This window comes from Delftia lacustris (assembly GCF_040267515.1).
In the GTDB taxonomy this organism is placed as follows: domain Bacteria; phylum Pseudomonadota; class Gammaproteobacteria; order Burkholderiales; family Burkholderiaceae_C; genus Comamonas; species Comamonas tsuruhatensis.
Genome location: NZ_CP141274.1, coordinates 1,494,441 through 1,519,428 on the forward strand (window position 1 = coordinate 1,494,441; position 24,988 = coordinate 1,519,428).

Annotated in this window: 23 protein-coding genes; 11 read left to right on the forward strand and 12 right to left on the reverse strand. The window is 67.8% G+C overall.

Annotated features, from left to right (window positions below; all coding sequences use genetic code 11):
- Positions 1-3: 3 nt before the first annotated feature.
- Together U6958_RS08250 and U6958_RS08255 are read right to left on the reverse strand one after the other, a co-directional pair.
- Entirely contained in the window at positions 4-1,296 is a 1,293-nt protein-coding gene (locus U6958_RS08250) for a tryptophan--tRNA ligase (RefSeq protein WP_074921098.1), read from the reverse strand.
- 75 nt (positions 1,297-1,371) lie between these two features.
- A complete protein-coding gene (locus U6958_RS08255) occupies positions 1,372-2,049 on the reverse strand; it encodes a site-2 protease family protein (protein ID WP_016445716.1) in 678 nt (225 codons plus the stop codon).
- Positions 2,050-2,225: 176 nt separating this feature from the next.
- Between U6958_RS08255 and U6958_RS08260 the strand changes: the two genes are divergently transcribed.
- Positions 2,226-3,551 carry a methyl-accepting chemotaxis protein gene (locus U6958_RS08260; RefSeq protein WP_047217067.1) on the forward strand — a complete coding sequence of 442 codons (1,326 nt, stop codon included), beginning with the start codon at positions 2,226-2,228 and terminating at the stop codon, positions 3,549-3,551.
- 71 nt (positions 3,552-3,622) lie between these two features.
- Here U6958_RS08260 and U6958_RS08265 read toward each other — a convergent pair whose 3' ends face one another.
- Together U6958_RS08265 and U6958_RS08270 are read right to left on the reverse strand one after the other, a co-directional pair.
- A complete protein-coding gene (locus U6958_RS08265) occupies positions 3,623-4,267 on the reverse strand; it encodes an L-threonylcarbamoyladenylate synthase (RefSeq protein WP_074921097.1) in 645 nt (214 codons plus the stop codon).
- 25 nt (positions 4,268-4,292) lie between these two features.
- Positions 4,293-5,156 (reverse strand): 3',5'-nucleoside bisphosphate phosphatase, encoded by an 864-nt coding sequence (locus U6958_RS08270; protein ID WP_016445719.1) that lies wholly within the window; start codon positions 5,154-5,156, stop codon positions 4,293-4,295.
- Positions 5,157-5,367: 211 nt separating this feature from the next.
- Here U6958_RS08270 and U6958_RS08275 point away from each other — a divergent pair, with 211 nt between their 5' ends.
- Positions 5,368-7,140: a methyl-accepting chemotaxis protein gene (locus U6958_RS08275; protein WP_046984442.1), complete on the forward strand. Its 1,773-nt coding sequence runs from the start codon at positions 5,368-5,370 to the stop codon at positions 7,138-7,140.
- 57 nt (positions 7,141-7,197) lie between these two features.
- On the opposite strand, the gene U6958_RS08280 is transcribed toward U6958_RS08275, so the two are convergent.
- From U6958_RS08280 to U6958_RS08310, 7 genes are all read right to left on the reverse strand, one after another.
- Complete coding sequence (locus U6958_RS08280; protein WP_017407772.1) at positions 7,198-7,860, reverse strand: DUF799 domain-containing protein; 663 nt, start codon at positions 7,858-7,860, stop codon at positions 7,198-7,200.
- A 1-nt stretch (position 7,861) separates the two neighbouring features.
- Entirely contained in the window at positions 7,862-8,236 is a 375-nt protein-coding gene (locus U6958_RS08285; protein ID WP_034364091.1) for a DUF4810 domain-containing protein, read from the reverse strand.
- A complete protein-coding gene (locus U6958_RS08290) occupies positions 8,233-8,913 on the reverse strand; it encodes a CsgG/HfaB family protein (RefSeq protein WP_016445723.1) in 681 nt (226 codons plus the stop codon). Before U6958_RS08290 ends, U6958_RS08285 begins: the two co-directional genes overlap by 4 nt.
- 98 nt (positions 8,914-9,011) lie before the next feature.
- Positions 9,012-10,730: a single-stranded-DNA-specific exonuclease RecJ gene (gene recJ / locus U6958_RS08295; protein ID WP_074921096.1), complete on the reverse strand. Its 1,719-nt coding sequence runs from the start codon at positions 10,728-10,730 to the stop codon at positions 9,012-9,014.
- Between the two features lie 10 nt (positions 10,731-10,740).
- Positions 10,741-11,739, reverse strand: a complete 999-nt coding sequence (locus U6958_RS08300; RefSeq protein ID WP_074921095.1) for a phosphoglycerate mutase — start codon at positions 11,737-11,739, stop codon at positions 10,741-10,743.
- Positions 11,740-11,806: 67 nt separating this feature from the next.
- Entirely contained in the window at positions 11,807-13,132 is a 1,326-nt protein-coding gene (locus tag U6958_RS08305) for a sulfatase (RefSeq protein WP_074921132.1), read from the reverse strand.
- 44 nt (positions 13,133-13,176) lie between these two features.
- Positions 13,177-14,199, reverse strand: coding sequence for a tripartite tricarboxylate transporter substrate binding protein (locus U6958_RS08310; protein ID WP_074921094.1), 1,023 nt, complete (start codon positions 14,197-14,199; stop codon positions 13,177-13,179).
- Between the two features lie 179 nt (positions 14,200-14,378).
- Between U6958_RS08310 and U6958_RS08315 the strand changes: the two genes are divergently transcribed.
- The 3 genes from U6958_RS08315 (at position 14,379) to lolD (ending at position 16,873) form a co-directional block, all read left to right on the forward strand.
- The gene (locus U6958_RS08315; protein WP_016445728.1) at positions 14,379-14,849 is read left to right on the forward strand and encodes a MarR family winged helix-turn-helix transcriptional regulator; all 471 of its coding nucleotides are present in this window, start codon (positions 14,379-14,381) and stop codon (positions 14,847-14,849) included.
- A gap of 61 nt (positions 14,850-14,910) precedes the next feature.
- The gene (locus U6958_RS08320) at positions 14,911-16,164 is read left to right on the forward strand and encodes a lipoprotein-releasing ABC transporter permease subunit (RefSeq protein ID WP_034347641.1); all 1,254 of its coding nucleotides are present in this window, start codon (positions 14,911-14,913) and stop codon (positions 16,162-16,164) included.
- Positions 16,157-16,873, forward strand: a complete 717-nt coding sequence (gene lolD, locus U6958_RS08325) for a lipoprotein-releasing ABC transporter ATP-binding protein LolD (protein ID WP_074921093.1) — start codon at positions 16,157-16,159, stop codon at positions 16,871-16,873. Before U6958_RS08320 ends, lolD begins: the two co-directional genes overlap by 8 nt.
- A 43-nt stretch (positions 16,874-16,916) precedes the next feature.
- Here lolD and U6958_RS08330 read toward each other — a convergent pair whose 3' ends face one another.
- Positions 16,917-18,383 carry a methyl-accepting chemotaxis protein gene (locus U6958_RS08330; protein ID WP_074921092.1) on the reverse strand — a complete coding sequence of 489 codons (1,467 nt, stop codon included), beginning with the start codon at positions 18,381-18,383 and terminating at the stop codon, positions 16,917-16,919.
- Positions 18,384-18,597: 214 nt separating this feature from the next.
- Here U6958_RS08330 and U6958_RS08335 point away from each other — a divergent pair, with 214 nt between their 5' ends.
- The 6 genes from U6958_RS08335 to U6958_RS08360 all read left to right on the forward strand — a co-directional run bounded on the left by U6958_RS08335 (position 18,598) and on the right by U6958_RS08360 (position 24,940).
- Positions 18,598-19,419, forward strand: coding sequence for a TatD family hydrolase (locus tag U6958_RS08335; RefSeq protein WP_074921091.1), 822 nt, complete (start codon positions 18,598-18,600; stop codon positions 19,417-19,419).
- Positions 19,420-19,489: 70 nt separating this feature from the next.
- Positions 19,490-20,035 carry a DNA-deoxyinosine glycosylase gene (locus tag U6958_RS08340; protein WP_034364120.1) on the forward strand — a complete coding sequence of 182 codons (546 nt, stop codon included), beginning with the start codon at positions 19,490-19,492 and terminating at the stop codon, positions 20,033-20,035.
- Positions 20,036-20,055: 20 nt separating this feature from the next.
- Complete coding sequence (locus tag U6958_RS08345) at positions 20,056-20,856, forward strand: hypothetical protein (protein ID WP_016445733.1); 801 nt, start codon at positions 20,056-20,058, stop codon at positions 20,854-20,856.
- A gap of 69 nt (positions 20,857-20,925) precedes the next feature.
- Complete coding sequence (locus U6958_RS08350; protein WP_016445734.1) at positions 20,926-22,728, forward strand: GspE/PulE family protein; 1,803 nt, start codon at positions 20,926-20,928, stop codon at positions 22,726-22,728.
- Between the two features lie 196 nt (positions 22,729-22,924).
- Positions 22,925-23,413 carry a tripartite tricarboxylate transporter TctB family protein gene (locus U6958_RS08355; protein ID WP_016445735.1) on the forward strand — a complete coding sequence of 163 codons (489 nt, stop codon included), beginning with the start codon at positions 22,925-22,927 and terminating at the stop codon, positions 23,411-23,413.
- Between the two features lie 15 nt (positions 23,414-23,428).
- On the forward strand, positions 23,429-24,940 hold the full coding sequence (locus U6958_RS08360) for a tripartite tricarboxylate transporter permease (RefSeq protein WP_016445736.1): 1,512 nt from the start codon (positions 23,429-23,431) through the stop codon (positions 24,938-24,940).
- Positions 24,941-24,988: the final 48 nt, after the last annotated feature.

The window sequence follows — 24,988 nt, forward strand, 5'->3', positions numbered from 1 at the left end:
CCCTTACTCCGAAGCATCGCGCAGTTGCTGCAGGGCGGCCAGCACCAACGGCGCGTCGGCGGGCTGCAGCCGGGACTGCAGTGCGGACAGGGCCGCCTCGCCTTCCCTTTGCAGTTGGCCGATGGCCTGGCCGGCTTCCTTGGGGGCGTCGAAGCCCAGGCTTTGCAGCAGCAGCTGGCCGTCGGCAGCCACGAGCTTGAAGTAGAACTTGCCGTCGGCTTCGCGGTATTGCTTGAACTGGGGCAGGGCCTGCTTCGCGGCCTTGGCCTTGGCGGCCACGGGGGCCTGGGCCAGGCTGCGCAGGCCGACGGCCGAGCGCAGTTCGCGGATCAGGGGCAGGGTCTCGCGGCGGGCCTTGGTGGCGCCGGCCTGCAGGATGTCCTCCAGTTCGCCCGGATGGGCCACCAGGTGCTCGTAGCGCTCGCGCATGGGGGCCAGCTCGCGGTCGATGCGCTCGAACAGCTGCTGCTTGGCGTCGCCCCAGGCAATGCCTTCGGCGTACTGGCGGCGCAGCGCCTCGGTTTCTTCCTCGCTGGCAAAGCCCTGGTAGATCTGGAACAGGGCCGAGCCCTCGACTTCCTTGGGCTCGCCGGGCGTGCGCGAATCGGTGGTGATGCTGCCGATGAGCTTGCGCAGCTGCTCGCGCGTGGAGAACAGCGGGATGGTGTTGTTGTAGCTCTTGCTCATCTTGCGGCCGTCCAGGCCGGGCAGCGTGGCCACGTTGTCCTCGACCTGTGCCTCGGGCAGCGTGAAGAACTCGCCGCCATAGATGTGGTTGAAGCTGGAGGCCATGTCGCGCGCCATCTCGATGTGCTGGACCTGGTCGCGGCCCACGGGCACCTTGTGGGCGTTGAAGGCCAGGATGTCGGCAGCCATCAGCACGGGGTACATGAACAGGCCGGCAGTCACGCCGTCATCGGTCTCGGCGCCGTCCGCGTGGTTCTTGTCCACGGCCGCCTTGTAGGCGTGGGCGCGGTTGAGCAGGCCCTTGCCGGTCACGCAGGTCAGCAGCCAGCACAGCTCGGGGATCTCGGGGATGTCGGACTGGCGGTAGAAGGTCACATGCTCGGGGTCCAGCCCCGCCGCCAGCCAGCTGGCCGCGATCTCGATGGTGGAGCGCTGCACGCGCGCCGGGTCCTGGCACTTGATCAGTGCGTGGTAGTCGGCCAGGAAGTAGAAGTTCTCCACCTCGCGCGAGCGGCTGGCCGCGATGGCCGGGCGCAGCATGCCGGCATAGTTGCCGAGGTGCGGGGTTCCGCTGGGAGTGATGCCGGTGAGGAAACGGATGGTGCTCATGACGGGAGACTGCGACAGGCAATAGAGAGAAAAGAAGGGAATCTGACGGGCAGGCTGGGCGGGTCTGCCGCGCGTTCAGCGCAGCAGCGCGATCAGCGGCGTCAACGCGAGATCGATCACGGCATAGCCGAGATCCATCAGCGGCCGCAGCCACAGGCTGCCGACCACGCCGGCGATGACCAGTCCCATGACGATGAAGAATCCCCAGGGTTCGATCCGCGCCACCCATTGCGCCTGGCGCCAGGGCAGCAGGCCGACGAGGATGCGCCCGCCGTCCAGCGGCGGCAGCGGGAAGAGGTTGAAGGCCCACATCACCAGATTGACCAGGATGCCGGCGCGGCACATTTCAATGAAGAAGCGCTCGCCCACTCCCGATCCGACCAGAACCACGAGCAGCACGCCCCACATCAGCGCCTGCACGAAATTGGAGGCCGGGCCCGCCAGGGCCACCCAGATCATGTCGCGCTTGGGGTTGCGCAACTGGTCGAAGCGCACGGGCACGGGCTTGGCGTAGCCGAACAGGAAGGCGCCCGAGGTGGCGAAATACAGCAGCAGCGGCATCAGGATGGTGCCGATGGGGTCGATGTGCTTGATGGGGTTGAGCGTGATGCGTCCCATCATGGCGGCCGTGTTGTCGCCGAAGTGGCGTGCGGCATAGCCGTGGGCAGCCTCGTGCACCGTGATCGCGAAGAGCACGGGCAGGGCATAGATGAGTACGGTCTGGATGAGGTTGGAGATGTCCACGGCGGGCATTGTCTCAGACGGCGGCCACCCTTGCCGCTGGGCACCGCCAGAGCCCGTGCGCAGCGCTGCGGCCGACCGGATATGGTGGTTTCCCGCGGATTGGCAACAGCCGCCTCTGTGTTGCAAAATGAAACAGCAATGCGATGGGCGAATCAACAGGTTTTTCACCAAGGCCCTCGGGCCATATGGACAAGAGGTGGCACGTGGGCGTACTGGGCTTGGGCAGGCTGCCGATAGGCTGGCGGCTGGTGATTGCGTTCGGCGGTATCAATCTGCTGGTGTTCACGATGATGGCGGTCACGGTGCTCTCGCTGGGGCAGGCCGAGCAGGCGCTGGCGGCCGGCGGGGCGACCACGGTGGCCGAACAGGCGCTGGTGCACACGCGCTGGTGGGTGCTGGGCCTGGGGGCGGCCGTCTGCACACTGGCCCTGGTGGCCTGGTTCAGCCTGCGGCGCGGCATCGTGCAGCCGCTGGGCCAGGCCATCCTGATTGCCGAAACGGTGGCCGCCGGCGACCTGAGCCAGGAGTTTTCGACCGAGCTGCAGGGCGACTTCGGCCGCCTGCTGGGCGCGCTGGGCACCATGGAAGACACGCTGACCGAGCTGGTCGGCCGCATCAAGCAGTCCACGGATTCCATCGGCCTGTCGGCCGGTGAGATCGACGCCGGCAACACCGACCTGTCGCGCCGCACCGAGGCCCAGGTCTCGGCGCTGGCCCAGACGGCGGCCAGCATGGAGCAGCTCACGGCCACCGTGCGCCAGAACGCGGAGCGCGCGCATTCGGCCAGCGGCCTGGCCGTCGATGCATCGTCCACGGCCAGGCGCGGGGGGGCCGTGGTGGGCGAGGTGGTGCAGACCATGGAGGCCATCAGCGGCAGCTCGCGCAAGATCGTGGACATCATCCAGGTCATCGAAGGCATTGCCTTCCAGACCAATATCCTTGCGCTGAACGCGGCCGTGGAGGCGGCACGCGCGGGCGAACAGGGTCGGGGCTTCGCCGTGGTGGCCAGCGAGGTGCGCAGCCTGGCCGGCCGTTCGGCCGAGGCTGCCAAGCAGATCAAGGAACTGATCACCACCAGCGTGCGCCAGGTGGAAAGCGGCGCGGGCCTGGTCAACCAGGCGGGCGCCACCATGCAGGAGATTGTCGGCGCCGTGGGCCAGGTCTCGGGCCTGCTCGGCGAAATGTCGCAGGCCCTGCGCGAGCAAAGCGAAGGCATTGCCCAGGTCAACGCCGCCGTGGGCCACATGGACAGCGCCACCCAGGAGAACGCTGCCCTGGTGCATCAGGCCTCGCGTGCGGCCTCGGCGCTGAGCGAGCGCGCCCAGGAGCTGGAGCAGGCCGTGGGCGCCTTCAAGCTCGATGACGAGCCGCAGGACGCTGGCGCTGGCGTGCGGGTGCAGCCGCAGAAGCCGTCGATGGCTCCCGCCGCAGTCTTGTCCGCCGCTGTGACGAGGCCGTTGCAGCGCGCGCCGGCTGCTGCACCCCGGCCTCTGGAGTGGGCGCAGCACTGAACGCCTTTCAGGATCAAGCTGCAAAAACAGACGCCGGGCATGCCCGGCGTTGATGTTTGTGCGGGGGGGCTTCAGGTCATTTCCAGGCCCAGGGCCTCCAGGCTGCCCCGGCCTTGCCGCACCACGGTGGGCGGATTGCCCAGGGCCATGGGCACCAGGTCGATCACCGTGGTCGGCTCCGAGGGGCAGGCACCTGCATCGACGATGGCATCGAGCTCGTGGGGAAAGCGCTCCAGGATGGCATCCGCGTCATGCAGGGCCTCGGTCTCTCCGGGCGGGATCAGCGTGGTGGCGATCAGCGGCTCGCCCAGCTGCTCCAGCAGCAGCTGCGTGCCCTTGCGGTCCGGCACGCGCAGGCCGATGGTCTTGCGCGAGGGGTGGCTCAGGCGCTTGGGCACTTCCTTGGAGGCTTCCAGGATGAAGGTGTACGGCCCCGGTGTGGCCAGCTTCAACAGCCGGTACTGGCGGTTGTCCACGCGCGCATGGCTGGACAGCTCCGACAGGTCGCGGCACAGCAGCGTGAGGTGGTGCTTGTCGTTGATCTGGCGGATGCGGCGCAGCCGCTCCACCGCAGGGCGGTCGTCCAGATGGCAGACCAGTGCATAGCTGGAGTCCGTGGGAATGGCCAGGATGGCGCCCTGGCGCAGCATGTCGACGGCCTGCTTGATGAGACGGGGCTGGGGATTGTCGGGGTGGGCTTCGAAGCGTAGGACCATGGTGTGCGTTGTTTGCGGGAAGGGCTCAGGCCGGCTGAATGCGCTCGCCCAGCAGTTCCCATACCGGCGTCAGCTGGCCCGGCAGGTAGGGCAGGTCGCCCAGGTCGGTATGTGACTCCTCGGGGCTGTGGAAGTCGCTGCCGCGCGAGGCGGCCAGGCCGAACTCGCGGGCCATGTCGGCATAGACGGCGTACTCGCTGGGGCGGTGGCTGCCGGTGACGACCTCCACGCCCTGGCCCCCATGGGCCTTGAATTCGGAAAACAGCGCGTACTCCTCGTTGGCCGTCAGCGCATAGCGGGCCGGGTGGGCGATCACCGCCACGCCGCCGGCCTGCGTGATCCAGCGCACGGCGTCGGCCAGGCGCGCCCAGGTATGGGGCACGTAGCCGGGATGGCCTTCGGTCAGGTAGTGGCGGAACACCTCGCCGGTGTCGCGGCAGCGGCCGGATTCCACGAGAAAGCGCGCGAAATGCGTGCGCGAGATCAGCGCGGGATTGCCGGCAAAGCGCAGCGCGCCTTCGTAGCTGCCTTCAATGCCGGCCAGCTCCAGCTGGCGGGCCATCTCGCGGGCGCGGGGGCCGCGTCCGTCGCGCGTGGCATGCAGGCCTTCGACCAGGGCCGGGTCGTCTGCGTCAAAGCCCAGGCCCACGATGTGCACCGTGGTGCCTGCAAAGCTCACCGAGATCTCTGCGCCCGTCAGGTAGTCCAGGCCGCAGGCGCGCGCTGCGGCGGCTGCGCGGTGCTGGCCGCCGACCTCGTCGTGGTCGGTCAGCGCCCACAGCTGTACGCCGCGGGCCGCGGCACGTTCGGCCAGTTGTTCAGGCGTCAGCGTTCCATCCGAGACCACGGAGTGGCTGTGCAGATCGGCATTCAGATAGGACTTGGGCACCGGCCCATTGTAGGTGTCGGTCCTTTTCCGAGCCTGGCGCTGCGGCTGGGGACTTCCCTGAGTGCGGGTTTACCGCCCTCAATAGTGACAGCGGCATGACGATGATCAGCCAGGCGCCGTCAAGGGTGGACAAGAATGATTGCCCGGAGCGAAGGTCGGCGGGGCGCCATGGCCAGGCTCCGGCGTTGTTAGAAAAAAGATCGGTTTTTCCATGAATCTGAATCAAATCACCGTCGCCCAGAAACTCTGGGCCCTGGTGCTGGGACTGCTGGTGAGCATGCTGGCGGTCAACGGCGGCATCCTGTTCTATCTGCACGGAGTCAACGAGAAGATCAACACCGACGTGATGACCGCGCAGCGCGGCGCCACGCTGGCGCGCGAGTGGCGGCATCTGACCCAGATGAGCGTGGAGCGCTCCATCGTCGCGGCCATGTCACCCGACGAGACGCTGGCCGCGCAGCAGCGCGCGCTGATGAGCAAGGGCATAGAACGCATCAACGTGCTGCAAAAGCAGGTGGGCGAGCTGCAGCTCGATGCCAAGGGCAAGCAGGCGCTGGAGGCCGTGGCGGCCGAGCGCCGGGAAACGCTCAAGGCCAACTCGGCGGCCCAGGATGCGCGCAAGGCCAGCGACTTCGCCTCCACCTTCGACATCGTGGAAAAGCAGCTGCGCCCGGCGGCCGAGCGCTACAACACGGCGCAGGAAGCCTTTGTGCAGCAGCAGGAGCGCCAAAGCGAGCTGGCGCGCGAGGAGGGCGTCGCCCACCGCACCCGGGCCTACTGGATCGGCGCCCTGGCCAGCGCGCTCATCGTGGCCCTGGGCCTGTTCATGGGCATGGCCATCATGCGTTCCATCACACGGCCGCTGGACCAGGCCGTGGCGCTGGCCGACGGCATTGCCGCAGGCGATCTCACGGGGTCGGTGCAAAGCAACCGGGGCGATGAGCTGGGCCATCTGCTGCAGGCGCTCAACGGCATGGCCCAGCGGCTGCGCGGCGTGGTGGGCGAGGTGCGTTCGGGCGTGGAGTCCGTGTCCACGGCCTCCAACCAGATCGCCAGCGGCAACCAGGACCTGTCCTCGCGTACCGAGCAGACGGCGGCGAATCTGGAGGAGACGGCGGCCAGCATGGAGGAGCTGACGGCCACCGTCACCCAGTCGGCCGATACGGCGCGCCAGGCCAACCAGCTGGCCGCCACGGCCGCGCAGGCGGCCGAGCAGGGCGGTGCCGTGGTGGCCCAGGTGGTCACCAGCATGCAGCAGATCACGGACAGCAGCCGCAAGATCGCCGACATCATCGGCGTGATCGACGGCATTGCCTTCCAGACCAACATCCTCGCGCTCAACGCCGCCGTGGAAGCGGCCCGCGCCGGCGAGCAGGGCCGGGGCTTTGCCGTGGTGGCCGGCGAGGTGCGTTCGCTGGCGCAGCGCAGTGCCGAGGCCGCCAAGGAGATCAAGCTGCTGATCACCACCAGCGTGGACAACGTGCAGTCGGGCTCGCAGCAGGTGGAGCAGGCGGGGCGCTCCATGGAGGAAATCGTCTCCAGCGTGCGCCGCGTCAGCGACCTCATCGGCGAGATCACAGCCTCGTCCACCGAGCAGCGCGACGGCATTGGCCAGGTCAACCAGGCCGTGAGCCAGCTCGACCAGATGACGCAGCAGAATGCGGCCCTGGTCGAGGAATCCAGCGCGGCTGCGCTGGCCATGCAGGACCAGGCGCGGCGCCTGTCCGAGGTGGTGGCGGTGTTCAAGCTGGGGCAGGAAGGCAGTGCGCTGGCACCGGCCCGGGCGCAGGCGCCCGCCAGTTCAGCCGCCGTGGCGCGCCGACCGGCAGCAGCCCCTGCAGCGGCGGCGCGTCCCGCGCCCGCGGCACGCCCGGCTGCCGCCGTGCGCAATGCACCGGCGCCCCAGATCCAGCCTCCTGTGGCCAAGGCGCCCGCCCGGGCACCTGCCAAGGCCGGCGCGGACGACGACTGGGAGACCTTCTAGCGGGAGGAGCGGGGATGCAGGCCGGCGCGTCCATGTGCGCCGGCCTGCAGGCCTTCGTCAGTTGCGCGGTTTGCCGTAGTCGGGCGAGCGCGGGCCCGGCAGCAGTCCGCGCTGCGCCATGGGCGACAGCAGGCGCTGGTTGGCGATGGAGGCGATCTGCACGCTGCGGTCGTTCATGGTGTCCAGGATCTGGTTGAGCAGTGCCGTCACCAGAATGCCGACCAGTCCGCCGCCCGAGCTTTGGCCTTCGGCACTGGAGGCCGTGGCGCTGCCGTCCCACAGCTGTGTGCCGGTACGCAGGTCCACCAGTTTGGCGTCCAGCGTGACCACCGAGGCGCTGCTGATCACCGCATAGCTGGTGCCGTAGTTGCGGATGTTCAGGTACAGGGCCGCATCGGCGCCAAAGATTTCACGGAGCTTGGCCACGGGCAGTTCCTGCGCATCGTCGGCGCTGACGATGCCGTTCTGGCGGAACATTTCCTCGGTGACCGCCACGGGCAGGACGTAGTAGCCAGCCTCTGCCAGCGGCAGCGTGATCTGCGACAGCACGCCGGCCGGCGCATTCACTTCCGGCGACTGGTTCAGCGCGGGCATGACCAGGATGGATGCAGGCTTGGATGCCCGCAGTGCCGAATAGTCATAGGGCGCAGTGGTGGCGCACCCGGTCAGTGCGACGGTCATGGCCAGGGCCAGGGTCTTGATGTGTGTGCTCAGGCGCATCTCAATCCTTGCGGGCCGTGAAGGTTTGCAGCAGCGTGTCCATGAACTTGGCGGATTCGGGGAAATGCTGCTTTTCCTCTGCCAATTGCTGCACCGTCTTTTCGTTGTTGCCGGTCCGGGAATACAGCATGGCCATATGGGCGCGATAGCCGGGGGGCAAAGCCTTTCCCTCGGCCTGCACCTTCAGGCGGGTTTCTTCCAGCTTGAGCAATTGGTCCTCGGCGCCTGTGCTTCCGTCATCCTTGAGGTATTGATAGACCTGGGGCTGGTAATCGTTCCAGGCATACAGCGGCTGGCGCGGTGCAGCGCAGCCGGCCAACGAGGCGCAAACGGCCAGTGCAGCCAGGGTTGCGGCCGAATGGGGAATCTGCTTCATTGCGCGGGCTTCCATGCTCCGCTGTCCATGCCGGCCGCCAGCTTGTCCACGGCTTCGCGGATGGCAAGATCCAGCACCTTGCCATTGAGCGTGGAGTCATAGCCGGCCGTGCTGCCGAATCCCACGATTTCGCGGTTCGACAGGCTGTATTCGCCTGCGCCCTGCACCGAATAGACGACTTCGGAGGTCTGCACCCGGACGATGTTCAGGCTGACCTTGGCATAGGCCACCTGCTCCTTGCCACGGCCGAGCACGCCGAAGAACTGGCGGTCCCCGACCACCTTGCGGCCGAACTCGCTCACGTCGCCGGTCACGACGTAGGTGGCGCCCTTGATCGCCTGCTCCTGCCGGTTGAAGCCCGCTTCCTGGCGGGTCTCGGACATGTTGTCGCGGTCCAGCACGCTGAATCGGCCGCTTTGCTGCAGGTGGGTTACCAAGATGGTTCTGGCCTGGCCACCGAGGCGGTCGACTCCGTCCGAGAAAATGCCGCGCTGGAAGCTGGAGCGGTTGTCGAACTTGCCCACGGAAATGGGGCTGCGCGGGCCTTGATAGGCGCTGTATGCAGAAGCGGGTTTGGCCGTTTCAAGCGTGCGCGATTGCTCGGTGGTGGCGCAGCCGGAAAGGCCGGCGGCCAGGGTGATGGCAATGGCCGTGCAAGGCCACAGGCGAGAAGTCATGAGTTTTTCCCCGGTTTTCTTGGAATGAATTTGCAATAAATTGTTGCAAAAAACCGGGGATATTAACCGAGCGGCGCCGTGAAGGGCCGGTGGAATCTCTAGGAAACGTCCGAATGAACGCCCTCGATCAGGAATTGCACCTTGCGCTCTCCGCGCCATTCATTGATGTCCATGCGAAATGCAATGCAGGCCGATGACGGCAGCGGGTCGGTATGGCCGAACCAGATGCCGTCCACGGTTTCGCCCTGATGGCGCAATTGCAGTTTCAGGTGCTTTTCCCCGACCAGGCGCTGTGACAGCACTTCCAGCTGTTCACTGAAGGTGGGAGGCGCAAAGCCCTGGCCCCAGACCGCGAGATTGAGCTGCTCGACCATTTCCGGCTTGCGGAAATCCGGGTCCAGAGGCCCGTCGGTTTCTATGCGCCGCGTCAGCGTGGCCGCGTCCAGCCATTCCTGGGCCACCTGGGCCAGGGCCTTCTCGAACACGGCGAATCCGGCTTCGGCAATGGTGCAGCCGGCCGCCATGGCGTGGCCGCCGAAGCGCAGCAGCAGGCCAGGGTGGCGCTTGGATACCAGGTCCAGCGCGTCGCGCAGGTGAAAGCCGGGAATGGAGCGGCCCGAGCCCTTGAGTTCATGCTCGTGCCCCGGCGCGCCGCTGGCTGCGAAGACGAAGCTGGGCCGGTGCATGCGGTCCTTGATGCGCGAGGCCACGATGCCGACCACGCCTTCGTGGAAATCGGGGTCGAACACGCTGATGGCGGCCGGCGGCGTCATGCCGTCCGTGCACAGGCCCTCGGCCATGAGCAGGGCCTGCTCGCGCATGCCGCCTTCCAGCTCGCGGCGCTCGCGGTTGATGGCGTCCAGCATCTGGGCCAGGTTGGCGGCGCGGCCCGCATCGTCTGTGGTCAGGCACTCGATGCCGATGGTCATGTCGGACAGCCGGCCGGCCGCATTGATGCGCGGACCCAGCGCGAAGCCGAAGTCGAAGGTGGTGGCCGCAAAGGCCTTGCGGCCGGCCGCGTCGAACAAGGCCTGCAGGCCCGGCTGCATCTGGCCCCGGCGTATCTGCTTCAGGCCCAGGGCGACCAGGCGGCGGTTGTTGGCGTCCAGCTTCACCACGTCCGCCACGGTGCCCAGGGCGACCAGGGGCAGCAAGGCCTCCAGACGGGGCTGGCTGGTCTTGTCGAAGCGGCCGCGCGCGCGCAGTTCGGCTCGCAGGGCCAGCAGCACGTAGAACATCACGCCGACACCGGCCATGGACTTGCTCTCGAAGCTGCAGCCGGGCTGGTTGGGGTTGACGATGGCATCGGCCAGCGGCAGGTGGTTGCCGGGCAGGTGGTGGTCGGTGACGACCACCTGCAGGCCCAGGGACTTGGCCTCGGCCACGCCTTCGACGCTGGCAATGCCGTTGTCCACGGTGACCATCACGTCGGCGCCGGTTTCCTTGACACGGCGCGCGATGGGGGGTGTCAGGCCGTAGCCGTCCACCACGCGGTCGGGCACCAGGTAGCCGACCTCGGTCGCGCCCAGCATGCGCAGGCCGCGCCAGCCCACGGCGCAGGCGGTGGCGCCGTCGCAGTCGTAGTCGGCCACGATGCACAGGCGCAGGCCGCGCTCTATGGCATCGGCCAGCAGCCGCACGGCGGCCTCCATGCCCAGCAGGCCCGAGGGGGCCAGCAGGCGTGCGGGTGTGTCGTCCAGTTCGTCGGCGGAACACACGCCGCGTGCGGCGTAGAGCTGGGCCAGCAGCGGGTGGACGCCGGCCTGGCGCAGTGCCCAGGCCTGCTGCGCAGGGATCTCGCGGGGAATGATTTTCATGGGCAGTGTGTCAGAGCATGCGGCCCAGATCGGGCAGGGCGCGGGGGCCGAAAAGGCCCGCCAGCCTGTCCAGCCAGCGCGGCGGGCGGCTGCTCCATGCGATGGCATGGCGTTCGCCGCACAGCGTCAGCGTGAGCGGGTGGCCTGCGCGCACGCGCTCCAGCAGGCGGGCGATGAGCCCGGCGTCCAGCGCCTTCCAGGCCTCGCGCCACGCAGAGGGGTTGCCCTGCAGGGCTGCGGCGTGAAGGTCGTCCAGGCATTGCACGGCGGCCTTGGCGCCGGTGGCCGTGCCGGGCTGCAGGCGCCCGGCGCCGTGGACCCAGAAGGCGTTGATGGGCACCTGGCCGCGGGCGGCGCGGGCGTCGTTGAAGACATGGGTGTAGAGCAGCATCTGCACCTCGCTTTGCAGGCGGTGCAGGGCGCGTGCCTGCTGCGCGTCGGGCAGCCAGGGCCGCACGTCGCGGCCGATGACGCGGTCCATGGAGGCCGTGGCCAGGTCATCGAACAGCGCACCGCGCGCCAGCCAGCGCTGCGGCTGCTGGTACTCCAGCACGATGCCGTCGTCGGCGAACCAGGGCGCCAGCAGGGCCAGCAGCTGGCGGGATTCCTCATCGCTGAGGGGTGTGGTGGCGGGATCGCTCTGGTGCACCTGGTCTGCGCCTATGTGCCAGTGGCAGGGTGTGACATAGGCGCAGGCCTGTGCCGTCTCACCGGCCTGCCAGGCGGCCCAGGCAATCAGGCCCGGCGCATCGGGCAGGCCCAGCGAGCGCGCCAGGGCGCGTTCGTGGGGGGGAGAAAAATCCATCTCCGTGCCGGTCTGTGCGGGCGCGGGCTGCATCAGCGCCAGCAGGGATTGGAGATGGGGTAGCTCCAGTCCGCCCCAGACGGCCGCGACGGCAGCGTCATCCGCCGCATCCGAGGACGGACCGCCGGCATAGGGAATGATCCATTCGGTCGTTTCCTCCAGCGGGGCTTGGGTGGAGGACACCAGGGGAGCGGTCAAAAGCATGGCCGCTATTGTCGGGCATGGGGTGCCGCAGTGCCTGCGCCTTCGTTTTTTCCTCTTGGAGCGCGGTTCAGCGCTGGGGCATGTCGCGGGCCGAAGAGACCAGGCTGACCGTGGCGTCCTCGGGGATGGGCGGCATGCCCTGGTTCCAGTCTTCCCAGGCGCTGCGCATGGCGGCCAGTCTCTCGGGCGCGCGCACTGCCTGGTTGGCGCGCTCGCGCTCGTCGCTGGCCAGGTCGAACAGGTAGTCAATGCCGTCCACGCGCAGGTACTTCCAGTCGCCGTCGCGCAGCGCGCGCTGGCCGCGGTGCTTCATGCGCCAGTGCAGGGTGCGTGGGAATTCGGCATCTTCGGCGCGCAGCACGGGCAGCAGCGAGATGCCGTCCAGCGCATGGCCCTCTAGCGCCTGCACGCCGGCGGCATCCAGCACCGTGGCCGACCAGTCCATGCTCATGCAGTGCTGGGGGCTGCTGCGGCCCGGCGCGATGACGGCCGGCCAGTGCGCAATCCAGGGCACGCGTATGCCGCCTTCGGTCAGGTCCATCTTGCCGCCGACCAGGGGCCAGTTGTCGGAGAAGCGTTCGCCGCCGTTGTCGCTGGTGAAGACGATGAGGGTGTTGTCCAGCTGCCCCTTGGCGCGCAGCGCCTCGACGATCCAGCCTATGCCTTCGTCCATGTGGTGGATCATGCGGCGGTACTGGTGGATGTTGCCGCCGTCCAGGTGGGCAATGCCTGCGCCCAGGGCCTCGGCCGTGCTGCGGTCATCGCGCGTTTCCCAGGGCCAGTGCGGCGCCGTGTAGTGCAGGCTCAGGAAGAAGGGCGCATCGCCCTGGGCCATGCGGTGGACGAAGTCCACGCTGCGCTGCGACAGCAGGTCGGTCAGGTAGCCCTCGTCATGGTGCTCCTCCTCGCCCACCCACAGGTCGTGCTGGCCCGAGCTGCTCAGATGGGTGAAGTAGTCCACGCCGCCCGACATGGGGCCGAAGTATTCCTCGTAGCCCGAGCGCAGCGGGCCGAAGTGCGGCGGGTAGCCCAGGTGCCATTTGCCGATCAGCGCCGTGCGGTAGCCGGCATCCCTGAGCATCGATGCGACCGTGGGCATGTTGGGCGGCAGGCCCAGCTTCTCGCCCAGCGGCGTGCCGCGTGTCTTGCTGTTGATGGGTTCCTCGGCCGCACCGCGCAGGCGGTACTGGTAGCGCGCCGTGGCCAGGGCAAAGCGCGTGGGAGAGCACACGGGCGAGTTGGCATAGCCCTGGGTGAGCCTGAGGCCGCCGGCGGCCAGGCGGTCGAGCACCGGGGACACCGGGCCGAAGTCGGCCGCGCGGCCGCCGTAGCAGCCGAGGTCGGCATAGCCGAGGTCATCGGCCACGATGAAGAGGATATTGGGACGGGACATGGACATGCGTTCTGTGCAGGGTCGTGGGCGGGAAGCGGCGGCGCTCATTCCATCTTCATTCCGGTGGACTGGATCACGGTCCGGTAGCGGTCGGCCAGCGCCTGTATGCGTTCGGCGGCGGCCTGACCGGTCAGGCCTTCATAGAACAGGTCGTTGGCGCGCATGCGCTCGCGCAGCGCCGCATCCTTCATGGCCTTTTCCAGCGCGGACTGGATCCTGGCGACCAGGGGCTCGGGCGTGGCGGCCGGCACCCACAGGGCGAACAGCACTTCCTGCTCCAGGTCCTTGTGGCCCAGCTCGCCCACGGTGGGCACGCCGGGCACCAGCGGGTTGCGCTGGCGCGTGGTCACGGCCAGCGGCACGACCTTGCCGGCCGCCACCTGGCCCAGCATGGCCGAGGAGCTGATGATGCCGCCGTCCACCTCGCCGGCCAGCACGGCCGTGCTGGCCGGGGCGTTGCCCTTGTAGGGCACGTGGCTGACCTTGGCGCCCGTGGCATGGGTGAGGATGGCCGAGGCCAGGTGGCCCGGCGTGCCGTAGCCGGCCGAGCCCAGCGTCAGCCCGCTTCTCTTGCCCTGGGCGATGAACTGGTCCAGCGTCCTGAGGCCGGTGCGGGGATTCACGGCCACCATCATTCCCTGCGAGGCGATCATCATCACGGGACGCAGGTCCGTGCCCTTGAACGGCATGCTCTTGTAGATGAAGGGATTGACGGTGAAGGTCGTGTCGATGCCGACCAGCAGCGTGTAGCCGTCGCCGGGTGCCTTGGCCGCGTTGTCGGTGCCGATGTTGCCGCCCGCGCCGGGCCGGTTGTCCACGACGAAGGGCTGTTTGAGTTCACGCTGCAGTACCTCGCCCAGGCTGCGCGCAAGAATGTCGGCGGCGCCGGCGGGCGCGAAGGCGACGACGATGCGCACGGGTTTGGCGGGCCAGGCGGCAGCATCGGCGGCCGCATCGGCCCGGGCGCCAGCGCCGGAGCCCAGACCCAGCAGAAGGGCCAGGCTGGCCCGCAGCAGCGGCCTGCGCAAGGCATGGGTGGCATGGGTGGCTTGGAACAGGGAAAACATGGTGGCGAACTTTCTGCGCTGCGGGTGCGCCGGGCTTTGCGAGAATCCCCAAGCCGGCTCCGGACGGTGGCTCCCGTTGTCTCCTTTCCGGACGGGGCCACTGTAGAAGTCCCCGCAGCAATTGATCTAATCAACTGTTCCCCGTGAATACCCGTCCAGCCCCCACGTCCATCCAGCAGATGCTGCTGTTTCGCATCAACCGCTACTTTGGTGCGGCCGGCGGCGTGGCCATGCGCATGTGCGAGGCGCATTTCGGCATCACGCGCCGCGAGTGGGGCGTGATGGCCACGGTGGCTGCCAACGAGGGCCTGCTGTCGTCGGAGCTGGCCGAACGCGCGCAGCTGGACCGCGCACGCACCTCGCGCGCCCTCAGCGGGTTGGAGGAAAAGGGCTGGGTGCAGCGCAGCCCCCTGCCCGGCGACCGCCGCCGCGTGGCCGTGTCGCTGACCGCCGAGGGGCGGCGCATGTACGGCCTGATCCTGCCGCGCATGGCCCAGATCCACCTGGACCTGGTGTCCGTGCTCAGCGACGAGGAACTTGAACAATTCGACACCTTGCTGGCCAGGCTGCAGCGCCATGCGCTGACGCTGGAGGCAGAGGGCCGCTACGACGCCCTGCCGCGCGTGGACCGCGGACGGCACCGGCGCTGACACGCCGACGGCAAAGCCTGCCGCCATGCAGGGCCTGCGGGCGATGACACAATGCATGCCCATGCAATTTCCCTACGAACTGGCCGTCGGCTGGCGCTACACCCGGGCCGGGCGCGCCACGCGCCGCAACGGCTTCATCTCGTTCATCTCCGGCGTCTCCATGCTGGGCATCGCCCTCGGTGTGGCGGCGCTGATCATCGTGCTCAGCGTGATGAACGGCTTCCAGAAGGAAGTGCGCGACCGCATGCTCAGCGTGGTCTCGCACATCGAGATCTTCGCGCCCCAGGGCGCGGCGCTGCCCGATCTGGAGCGCACCATGCGCGAGGCGCGCGCCAACCCCGACGTGCTGGGCGCCGCACCCTTCGTCGCGGCCCAGGCGCTGCTGGCGCGTGGCGAGGACATGAAGGGCACCCTGGTGCGCGGCATCGATCCGGCGCGCGAGGGGGAGGTCACCGACGTGGCCGCCACCAATGCCGAGGTGCTCCAGCGCCTGGTGCCTGGCGAGTTCAACGTGGTGCTGGGCGTGGAGCTGGCGCGCTCGCTGGGCGTGCGCCAGGGCGACATGGTCACGCTGATCGCCCCGGGCGGCCAGGTCACGCCGGCCGGCGTGGTGCCCCGCCTCAAGCAGATGCATGTGGCCGGCACCTTCGACTCCGGCCACTACGAATACGACTCGGCCCTGGTGATGATGCATTACGAGGACGCGCAGCGCCTGTTCCGCCTGGAAGGGCCGACTGGCATCCGCCTGAAGCTCAAGGACCTGCATGAGGCACCGCGCGTGGCCATGGAACTGGCCCACACCATCACCGACCGCCTGCTGATCCGCGACTGGACCCAGCAGAACCGCACCTGGTTCGCGGCCGTGCAGCTGGAAAAACGCATGATGTTCATCATCCTCACGCTCATCGTGGCCGTGGCTGCGTTCAACCTCGTGTCCACGCTGGTGATGACGGTGACCGACAAGCGCGCCGACATCGCCATCCTGCGCACGCTGGGCGCCTCGCCGTCCAGCATCATGGGAATCTTCATGGTGCAGGGCGCCATGGTGGGCGTCATCGGCACCTTCGCGGGCCTGCTGCTGGGCCTGGGCATTGCCTTCAACATCGATGTCATCGTGCCGGCCATCGAGCGCCTGCTGCATGCCAACTTCCTGCCCAAGGACATCTACCTGATCAGCAAGATGCCCAGCGATCCGCAGTACAGCGACATCATGCCCATCGCCGTGATCTCCCTGGTCCTGGCCTTTGTCGCCACCATCTACCCGAGCTGGCGCGCCAGCCGCGTGAACCCCGCCGAGGCGCTGCGCTATGAATGAAGTGAATGTGATGCCCGGTTTCGAAGTGTCCCAGCAGGGCGCCGTGGTCCTCGATGCGCGCGGCCTGACCAAGCGCTTTGCCGAAGGACGGCTCAACGTGCAGGTGCTGGCAGGTGTCGATCTGCAGGTGCGTGCGGGCGAGACGCTGGCCATTGTCGGCGCCTCGGGCTCGGGCAAGAGCACGCTGCTGCACCTGCTGGGCGGGCTGGATGCTCCCACCAGCGGCAGCGTCACCCTCAAGGGCGAGCCCCTGCATGAACTCAGCGCCCAGAAGCAGGGCGCGCTGCGCAACCGGCACCTGGGCTTCATCTACCAGTTCCACCATCTGCTGCCCGAATTCAGCGCCCAGGACAACGTGGCCATGCCGCTGCGCATACGCCGCGACGAAAGGGCCGAGTGCATGGAGCGCGCCGCACGCATGCTGGCGGCCGTGGGCCTGGGCGAACGCATGCTGCACCGTCCGGCCGAACTGTCGGGGGGCGAGCGCCAGCGCGTGGCCATTGCCCGTGCCCTGGTCACCCAGCCGGCCTGCGTGCTGGCCGACGAGCCCACCGGCAACCTGGACCGCAGCACGGCCGACACCGTGTTCCGTCTGATGCTGGAGCTGGCGCGCAGCCATGGCACGGCCTTTGTGATGGTCACGCACGACGAGCAGCTCGCGGCGCGCTGCGACCGCATGGTGCGCCTGGTGCAGGGACAGCTGGCCTGACCCTGTACTGGGTCCTGCATGCGCCGTCCTGCGCGCTCCGGCGTCAGGCCATGCGCAGCAGCTTGCCGCCCATGTGCGGCGTGCGCACAGGCACCACGGTGGGCGCTGGCGCCGCCTTGATCTGCGGGGCCTCGGGAACCATGGCCGCCGGCAGCGACTTGCGCACGGGTTGCGCGCGGGGCGTGTCGCCGATGTTTACGCTCTGGGCCGTCAGGTCGGCCGTGACCTCGCGCAGCCGCGCAGACTGCGCCATGGAGGCCTGCACCACGTCGCCCATGATGGCCGTGACCTGGTGGGAGGAATCCACGATTTCCTGCATGGTCCCGCCGGCCTGTCGCACCTGCTCGGCGCCCAGAGCCACCTGCTCCACCGAGGTGTGGATGAGCTGCTTGATCTCCTTGGCGGCGGCGGCGCTGTTCTGCGCCAGTGCCCGCACCTCGCCGGCCACCACGGCAAAGCCCCGGCCCTGCTCGCCGGCGCGGGCCGCTTCCACGGCGGCGTTGAGCGCCAGGATATTGGTCTGGAAGGCGATGCCGTCCATCACGCCGATGATGTCGTTGATCTTGCGCGAGCTGGCGCTGATGGACTCCATGGTGCCCATGACCTCGTGCACCGTGCGCCCGCCCTGCTCGGCCACCCGGCAGGCCTGGCGGGCCAGTTCATTGGCCTGGCCTGCGTGCTCGGCGCTTTCGCTCAGGCCCTGCATGGCCTCGCCCAGGGTCTGCGCGGCCGTGAAGCGGCGCGTGATATCGCGGGCGTACTTGACTACCTTGAAGGGCCGGCCGTCGGCATCGAGGATGGGGTTGTAGCTGGCCTCGATCCAGACCTGGCGGCCGTGCTTGCCGATGCGCAGGTACTGGCCTGCATCGTGCTGGCCGCTGGCCAGCTTGCGCCAGAACTGCGCGTATTCGGGGCTGTGGCGTTCATGGGGCTGGACGAACATGCTGTGGTGCCGCCCGACGACCTCGTCCAGCGTGTAGCCCATGGCCTGCAGGAACAGGCGGTTGGCATGGAGGATGTTGCCGTCCAGGTCGAACTCGATGATGGCCTGCACCTTGGAGATGGCCGCCAGCTGGCCTTCGGCATCGGCGTTGCGGCGCTGCTGCTCGGTGATGTCGGTGGCGTACTTCACCACCTTGAAGGGCCGGCCATGCCGGTCGAAGATGGGGTTGTAGCTGGCCTGCAGCCAGACATCGCGCCCATCCCTGGCGATGCGCCGGTAGCGCCCCGCATCGTGGATGCCGCTGCCCAGGCGCTGCCAGAACCGGGCGTATTCGGGGGATTCGCTGACCTGGCTGTCCACGAACATGCGGTGGTGCTGGCCGATGACCTCGTGCTCCTCGTAGCCCATGGTGTCCAGGAAGTTCTGGTTGGCAGCCAGCACATGGCCTTGCAGGTCGAACTCGATCACCGCCTGGGACTTGTGTATGGCGGCCAATTGCCCGTCAAGCTCCGCCTTGCGGCGTGCGCCACCGAGGTCCAGGATTCGACTCCATGCTGAGCGCTTCATGGGAATTCCTCTCTCCAAAGCATGCCGGCCGGTGATGCGGGAGCCCGATGCGGGGTGTAAGTGTTACTTTATGTATTTTTATGGAGGCGCAAGCCATTCGTGTATTGATTTTGTCAAACGGAGCTGACTCGCAATAAGCCAAGGGTTTGCCCTTGCTCCGGGCCTCGTCTGCCCCTTGGACGGGCGCCGCCCGGGCCGGTGGCATGATGCGGCCATGCCCGCCTGGATAGACACCCACTGCCACCTCGATGCCCCTGAATTCGATGCCGACCGCGATGCCGTGCGCGCGCAGGCGGCCGAGACAGGCGTTGCGCATCTGGTGATTCCGGCCGTGGCGCGCGAGCACTGGGACACGGTGGTGGCGCTGGCGCGGCGCCATGGCGACAGCTATGCGCTGGGCATCCATCCGCTGTACACGCCCAATGCCCGCGAGCAGGACATTGCCGCATTGCGCGAGACGCTGGACCGGCTGCGTGGCGATCCCCAACTGGTGGCCGTGGGCGAGATCGGGCTGGACTTCTTCGTGCCAGGGCTGGACGCACAGCGGCAGGTCTGGTTCTACGAGCAGCAGATCGCGCTGGCGCGCGAGTTCGATCTCCCGGTCATCCTGCATGTGCGCAAGTCCAGCGACCGGCTGCTCAAGACCCTGCGCGCGCGGCCCGTGGCGGGTGGCATTGCCCATGCCTTCAACGGCAGCGTGCAGCAGGCCCAGGCCTTCATCGACCTGGGTTTCAAGCTGGGCTTCGGTGGCGCCGTGACCTATGACCGCGCGCTCAGGCTGCGCGAGCTGGCAGCCAGCTTGCCGCTGGACGCGCTGGTGCTGGAAACCGACGCTCCCGACATTCCGCCGCACTGGCTCTACACCACGGCCGGGCAGCGTGCCCAGGGCCAGGCCCAGGGCCGCAACACGCCGGCCGAGCTGGCACGCATTGCGGATGTGATTGCGCAACTGCGCGGCATCACGCCCCAGGCCCTGGCCGATGCCACGCGCCGCAACGCGCGGGCCGCGCTGCGCGGCCTGCCCGCCATGGCCTGAGCCTGGGCCGCTCATGCCCATGAGCGGTCTTGCCGCCCGCAGCAAGCAGCCCGGCGAGTGCTGGGCGACAATGCCGGCCATGTCCTTGACCGTTTCCGATCTGCCGCCCGCGGATGCCCCGCGCTGGCAGGGCCTGGCGCCGGTGGCCGATGCGCGGACCCGGGCCTTGGTGCTGGGCAGCTTTCCCGGCCTGCGCTCGCTGCAGCAGCAGCAGTACTACGCCCATCCGCAAAACCAGTTCTGGCCCCTGCTCCAGGCCTTGTGGCCCGAGTATCCGCAGCCCGGCCGAGATGACTATGCGGGCCGCTGCGAATGGCTGCTGGCCCGGGGCCTGGGGCTGTGGGATGTGTACGCCAGCTGCGAGCGCGAAGGCAGCCTGGACAGCGCCATCCGCGCTGCCCAGGTGAACGACTTCGCTGGGCTGCGCACGCACTGCCCGCAGTTGACGCTGGCCTTGCACAACGGTGGCGAGAGCTACAAGCACGCCGGCCGGACGCAGGCCCTGGGCCTGGCTGCCGTGAAGCTGCCATCGACCAGCCCGGCCAACGCGAGCTGGCGTTTCGAACGCAAGGTCCAGGCCTGGCGCGAGGCGCTGGCTCTCCATCAACTGCTCTGAATCTTTCCATTTTTCCCGACGTGATACGCAAGACCCGTGGCGCCGCCAAGGCCGCCCCTTCCTCTCCCGCCAACGCCGCAGATGCCGAGCTGCCCGAAGTCAGCGTCTCCGACGATGGCGATGTGCGCCACCTGCATCTGGGCACGCCCTGGATCCAGGGCTCCATGCGCATACGCGAGCCCTTCGAGATCGAGCTGGAGTACGTGCAGCGCATGATGGGCTGGCTGCTGTTCATGGAACCCGCCAGCGTGGCCGGGCGCCATGCCATGCAGCTGGGCTTGGGCGCCGCGGCCATCACCAAGTTCTGCCACAAGAAGCTGCGCATGCGCACCACGGCCATCGAGCTGAACCCGCAGGTGCTGGCCGTGTGCCGCAGCTGGTTCAAGCTGCCGCCCGACAGCGACACGCTGCGCGTGGTGCTGGCCGATGCGGCCCAGGAAATCCGCAAGAGCCAGTGGCTGGGCACGGTCGATGCGCTGGCCGTTGATCTCTATGACCACGATGCGGCCGCACCCGTGCTGGACAGCGCCGAGTTCTATGCCGATTGCCGCAATCTGCTGACCGAGGACGGCATCATGACCGTCAACCTGTTCGGCCGCACCTCCAGCTACGAGCGCAGCCTGGCACGCATGGCCGAAGCCTTTGGCGAAGAGGCCATGTGGGCCTTCCGCCCCACGCGCGAAGGCAACACCGTGGTACTGGCCCAGCGCACGCCGCGCGCGCTCGACCCCGCAGCGCTGCAGGCCGCCAGCGCCCAGGTGCAGGCCCGCTGGGACCTGCCCACCACGCGCTGGCCCAAGATCTTCGTGCGGCCCTGGTAGAGCGGGCTGGCCGGGCAGGGAGGCCGGCAGGCTTACCATAGGGCGCAGTTCAGCTTCCGGCCCAACGCCATGTCCGACCCGACCTCCACCGCACAGCCCACAACCGCCGTCGCTCCGCGCAATCCTTCGGGGCCCCTGGACTGGCGCAGGCTGGTGCAGTGGCTGCAGGCCGACGGCGTGATCACGGCCGAAGAGGCCCAGCGCACCGTGGCGCGCTGCTCGCAGGCCGAGAGCACCCAGCACCCGCTGGTCCGGCTGGCCAACGTGGGCGTGGCCCGGGCCGGTGACGGGCGCGCGCTGGACATCGAGGAGCTGACCCAGTACCTGGCGAGCCGCAGCGGCCTGGCCTACCTGCGCATCGACCCGCTGCGCGTGGATGCGGGCCGCGTGGGCGAAATCATGAGCGCCAGCTATGCCGAGCGCCACAAGGTGCTGCCCGTGCAGGTGTCGCCGCAGGAAGTGGTGGTGGCCACGGCCGAGCCGTTCATCGACGACTGGGTGGCCGAGGTCGAGCGCCAGGCGCGCCGCAAGGTGCGCCGCGTGCTGGCCAGTCCGGTGGACCTCAAGCGCTACACGGGCGAGTTCTTCGCCTTGGCCAAGTCGGTGCGCGCTGCCGAGAAGGCCGGCGGTGCGGCCAGCGCGGCCAGCTTCGAGCAGCTGGTGGAGCTGGGCAACAGCAGCAAGCAGCTCGATGCCAACGACCAGGGCGTGGTGCGCGTGGTGGACTGGCTGTGGCAATACGCCTTCGACCAGCGCGCCAGCGACATCCACATGGAGCCCCGACGCGACCAGGGCGTGATCCGCTTTCGCATCGACGGCGTGCTGCATCCGGTCTACCAGGTGCCCATGGGCGTTCTCAATGCCATGGTCTCGCGCGTGAAGCTGCTCGGGCGCATGGACGTGGTGGAAAAGCGCCGTCCCCAGGATGGGCGCATCAAGACCCGCAACCCGCGCGGCGACGAGGTGGAAATGCGCCTGTCCACGCTGCCCACGGCCTTTGGCGAAAAGCTGGTGATGCGGATCTTCGACCCCGACAACACGGTCAAGGACCTGGACGCCCTGGGCTTCACCAGCCATGACGCCCAGCGCTGGAACGAGCTGGTGCGCCGCCCGCACGGCATCATCCTCGTGACCGGTCCCACGGGCTCGGGCAAGACCACCACGCTGTACTCCACGCTCAAGCGCGTGGCCACGGAGGAGGTCAACGTCAGCACCGTGGAGGACCCGATCGAAATGATCGAGCCCAGCTTCAACCAGACCCAGGTGCAGACGCAGCTGGACTTCGGCTTCACCGAGGGACTGCGTTCGCTGATGCGCCAGGACCCGGACATCATCATGGTGGGCGAAATCCGTGACCTGGCCACGGCCGAGATGGCCGTGCAGGCCGCGCTGACCGGCCACCTGGTGTTCTCCACGCTGCACACCAACGATGCGCCCAGCGCCGTGAGCCGGCTGATGGAGCTGGGCGTGCCGCCCTACCTGATCAACGCCACGCTGCTGGGCGTGCTGGCCCAGCGCCTGGTGCGCACGCTGTGCCCGCAATGCAAGCAGCGCGACGAGGAGACTTCGGCCGCCACGCTGGCCGAGGCCGTGCGGCCCTGGAAACTGTCAGGCAGCTACCAGCCCTACAAGCCCGTGGGCTGCGTGGATTGCCGCATGACGGGCTTTCGCGGGCGCATGGGCCTGTACGAGCTGCTGACCGTGAGCGAGGCGCTCAAGCAGCAGATCCACACCTCGCCGTCCATGGATGCGCTGCGCCGCCAGGCCGTGCAGGACGGCATGCGTCCGCTGCGCCTGGCCGGAGCCCTGCGCGTGGCCGAAGGCGTGACCACGCTGCAAGAGGTCATGGCCAGCACGCCCCTGCTGGGCTGACTGGCGGATAAAAACGTAAGTGCCTGCTCTTGCGCAGGCCGTTGCCAATGATGGATGGGGTGCCTGGCATGGGCACCCTTTTTTCCTCATGCGGGTAGGACATGAGGGTATGCCCTTTGTAGGTGGAATCCACATTCGGACACAGTTTTTCTGAACGCAAAATCGCCGGGTCGTGATTCCGTAAGGAGACATTCTCGTGAAAATCAAGAGTCAGAAAGACTTTTTTTCCGGCGTGATGTTTTTGGTTGTCGGCCTCGCTTTTGCGATCGGCGCAACCAACTACACCGTCGGCACCGGTGCCCGCATGGGCCCGGGCTACTTCCCGCTGATCCTGGGTGTGCTGATGTCCATTCTGGGCACGGCCATCTGCTTCTCCGGCCTGACCAAGGGACCCTCCGGCGGTGACAAGATCGGCAAGTGGGCGTGGAAGCAGGTGTTCTTCATCCTGGCCGCGAACTTTGCCTTCGGCATCCTGTTGGTCGGCGTTCCCAATCTGGGCATTCCCCAGTTCGGTCTGATCGTCGCCATCTACGCGCTGGTGTTCATCGCCAGCCTGGGCGGCCATAGCTTCAACTTCAAGGAAGTGGCAATTCTGGCCACCGTTCTTGCCGTAGGCAGCTATGTGGCCTTCGTGTGGGCACTGAATCTGCAGTTCCCCGTCTGGCCCAGCTTCATCACCGGCTAAGCAGGAGCATCGTCCGTGGAACTTTTTCAGAACCTGGCGACCGGCTTCGGCGTCGCCTTCACTTTCCAGAACCTGATCTACTGCTTCGTCGGCTGTCTGCTCGGTACGCTCATCGGCGTGCTTCCAGGCATCGGCCCCGTGGCAACGATCGCCATGCTGCTGCCAGCGACCTACGCCCTGCCTCCGGTGGCGGCGCTGATCATGCTGGCCGGTATCTACTACGGTGCGCAGTACGGTGGCTCGACCACCGCCATTTTGGTGAACCTGCCGGGTGAATCCTCGTCCGTGGTGACCGTGATCGACGGCTACCAGATGGCCAGAAAGGGGCGAGCGGGACCCGCTCTCGCTGCCGCAGGACTCGGCTCGTTCTTCGCAGGCTGCGTGGGCACCGTGATCCTGGCCGCCTTCGCGCCTCCGCTGACGGAAGTGGCCTTCAAGTTCGGCCCTGCCGAGTACTTCTCGCTGATGACCCTGGGCCTGATCGGCGCCGTGGTGCTGGCTTCGGGCTCGCTGCTCAAGGCCATTGCGATGATCGTGCTGGGCCTGCTGCTGGGCATGGTCGGTACCGACGTGAACTCCGGTGTGGCCCGCTACAGCTTCGACATTCCCGAACTGACCGACGGTATCGACTTCGTCGTGATCGCCATGGGCGTGTTCGGCTACGGCGAAATCATTGCCAACCTGTCCAAGCCCGAGGACGAGCGCGAAGTGTTCGCAGCCAAGGTGACGGGCCTGATGCCCACCGCCGAGGACTTCAAGCGCATGCTGCCTGCCATGCTGCGCGGCACGGCCCTGGGTTCTGCCCTGGGTATCCTGCCCGGTGGCGGTGCCATGCTGTCGGCCTTTGCTGCCTACACCATCGAGAAGAAGACCAAGCTCAAGCCGGGCGAAGTCCCCTTCGGCCAAGGCAACATCCGTGGCGTGTGCGCGCCCGAGTCGGCCAACAACGCAGGTTCGCAGACCTCCTTCATCCCGCTGCTGACGCTGGGCATTCCGCCCAACGCCGTGATGGCGCTGATGGTGGGCGCGATGACCATCCACAACATCCAGCCGGGCCCGCAGGTGATGACCAGCAACCCCGAGCTGTTCTGGGGCCTGATCGCCTCGATGTGGATCGGCAACCTGATGCTGATCGTCCTGAACCTGCCGCTGATCGGCGTCTGGATCAAGCTGCTGACCGTGCCCTACCGCTGGCTGTTCCCGTCCATCGTGCTGTTCTGCGCGATCGGCGTGTACGGTACCAACAACAACACCTGGGACGTGTGGATGGTGGGTATCTTCGGCTTCGTGGGCTATGTGTTCCACAAGCTGGGCACCGAACCGGCTCCCTTGCTGCTGGGCTTCATCCTGGGCCCGATGATGGAAGAAAACCTGCGCCGTGCGCTGCTGCTGTCGCGTGGCGACTGGAGCGTGTTCGTGACCCGTCCGATCTCGGCCGGCCTGCTGCTCGCCGCCGTGGTGCTGCTGGTGGTGGTGCTGATGCCCGCAGTGAAGAACAAGCGCGAAGAAGCATTCGTCGAGGATTGATCGCCTCAGCGCTGCAACCATGTTGCTTGACGGCCCTTCGGGGCCGTT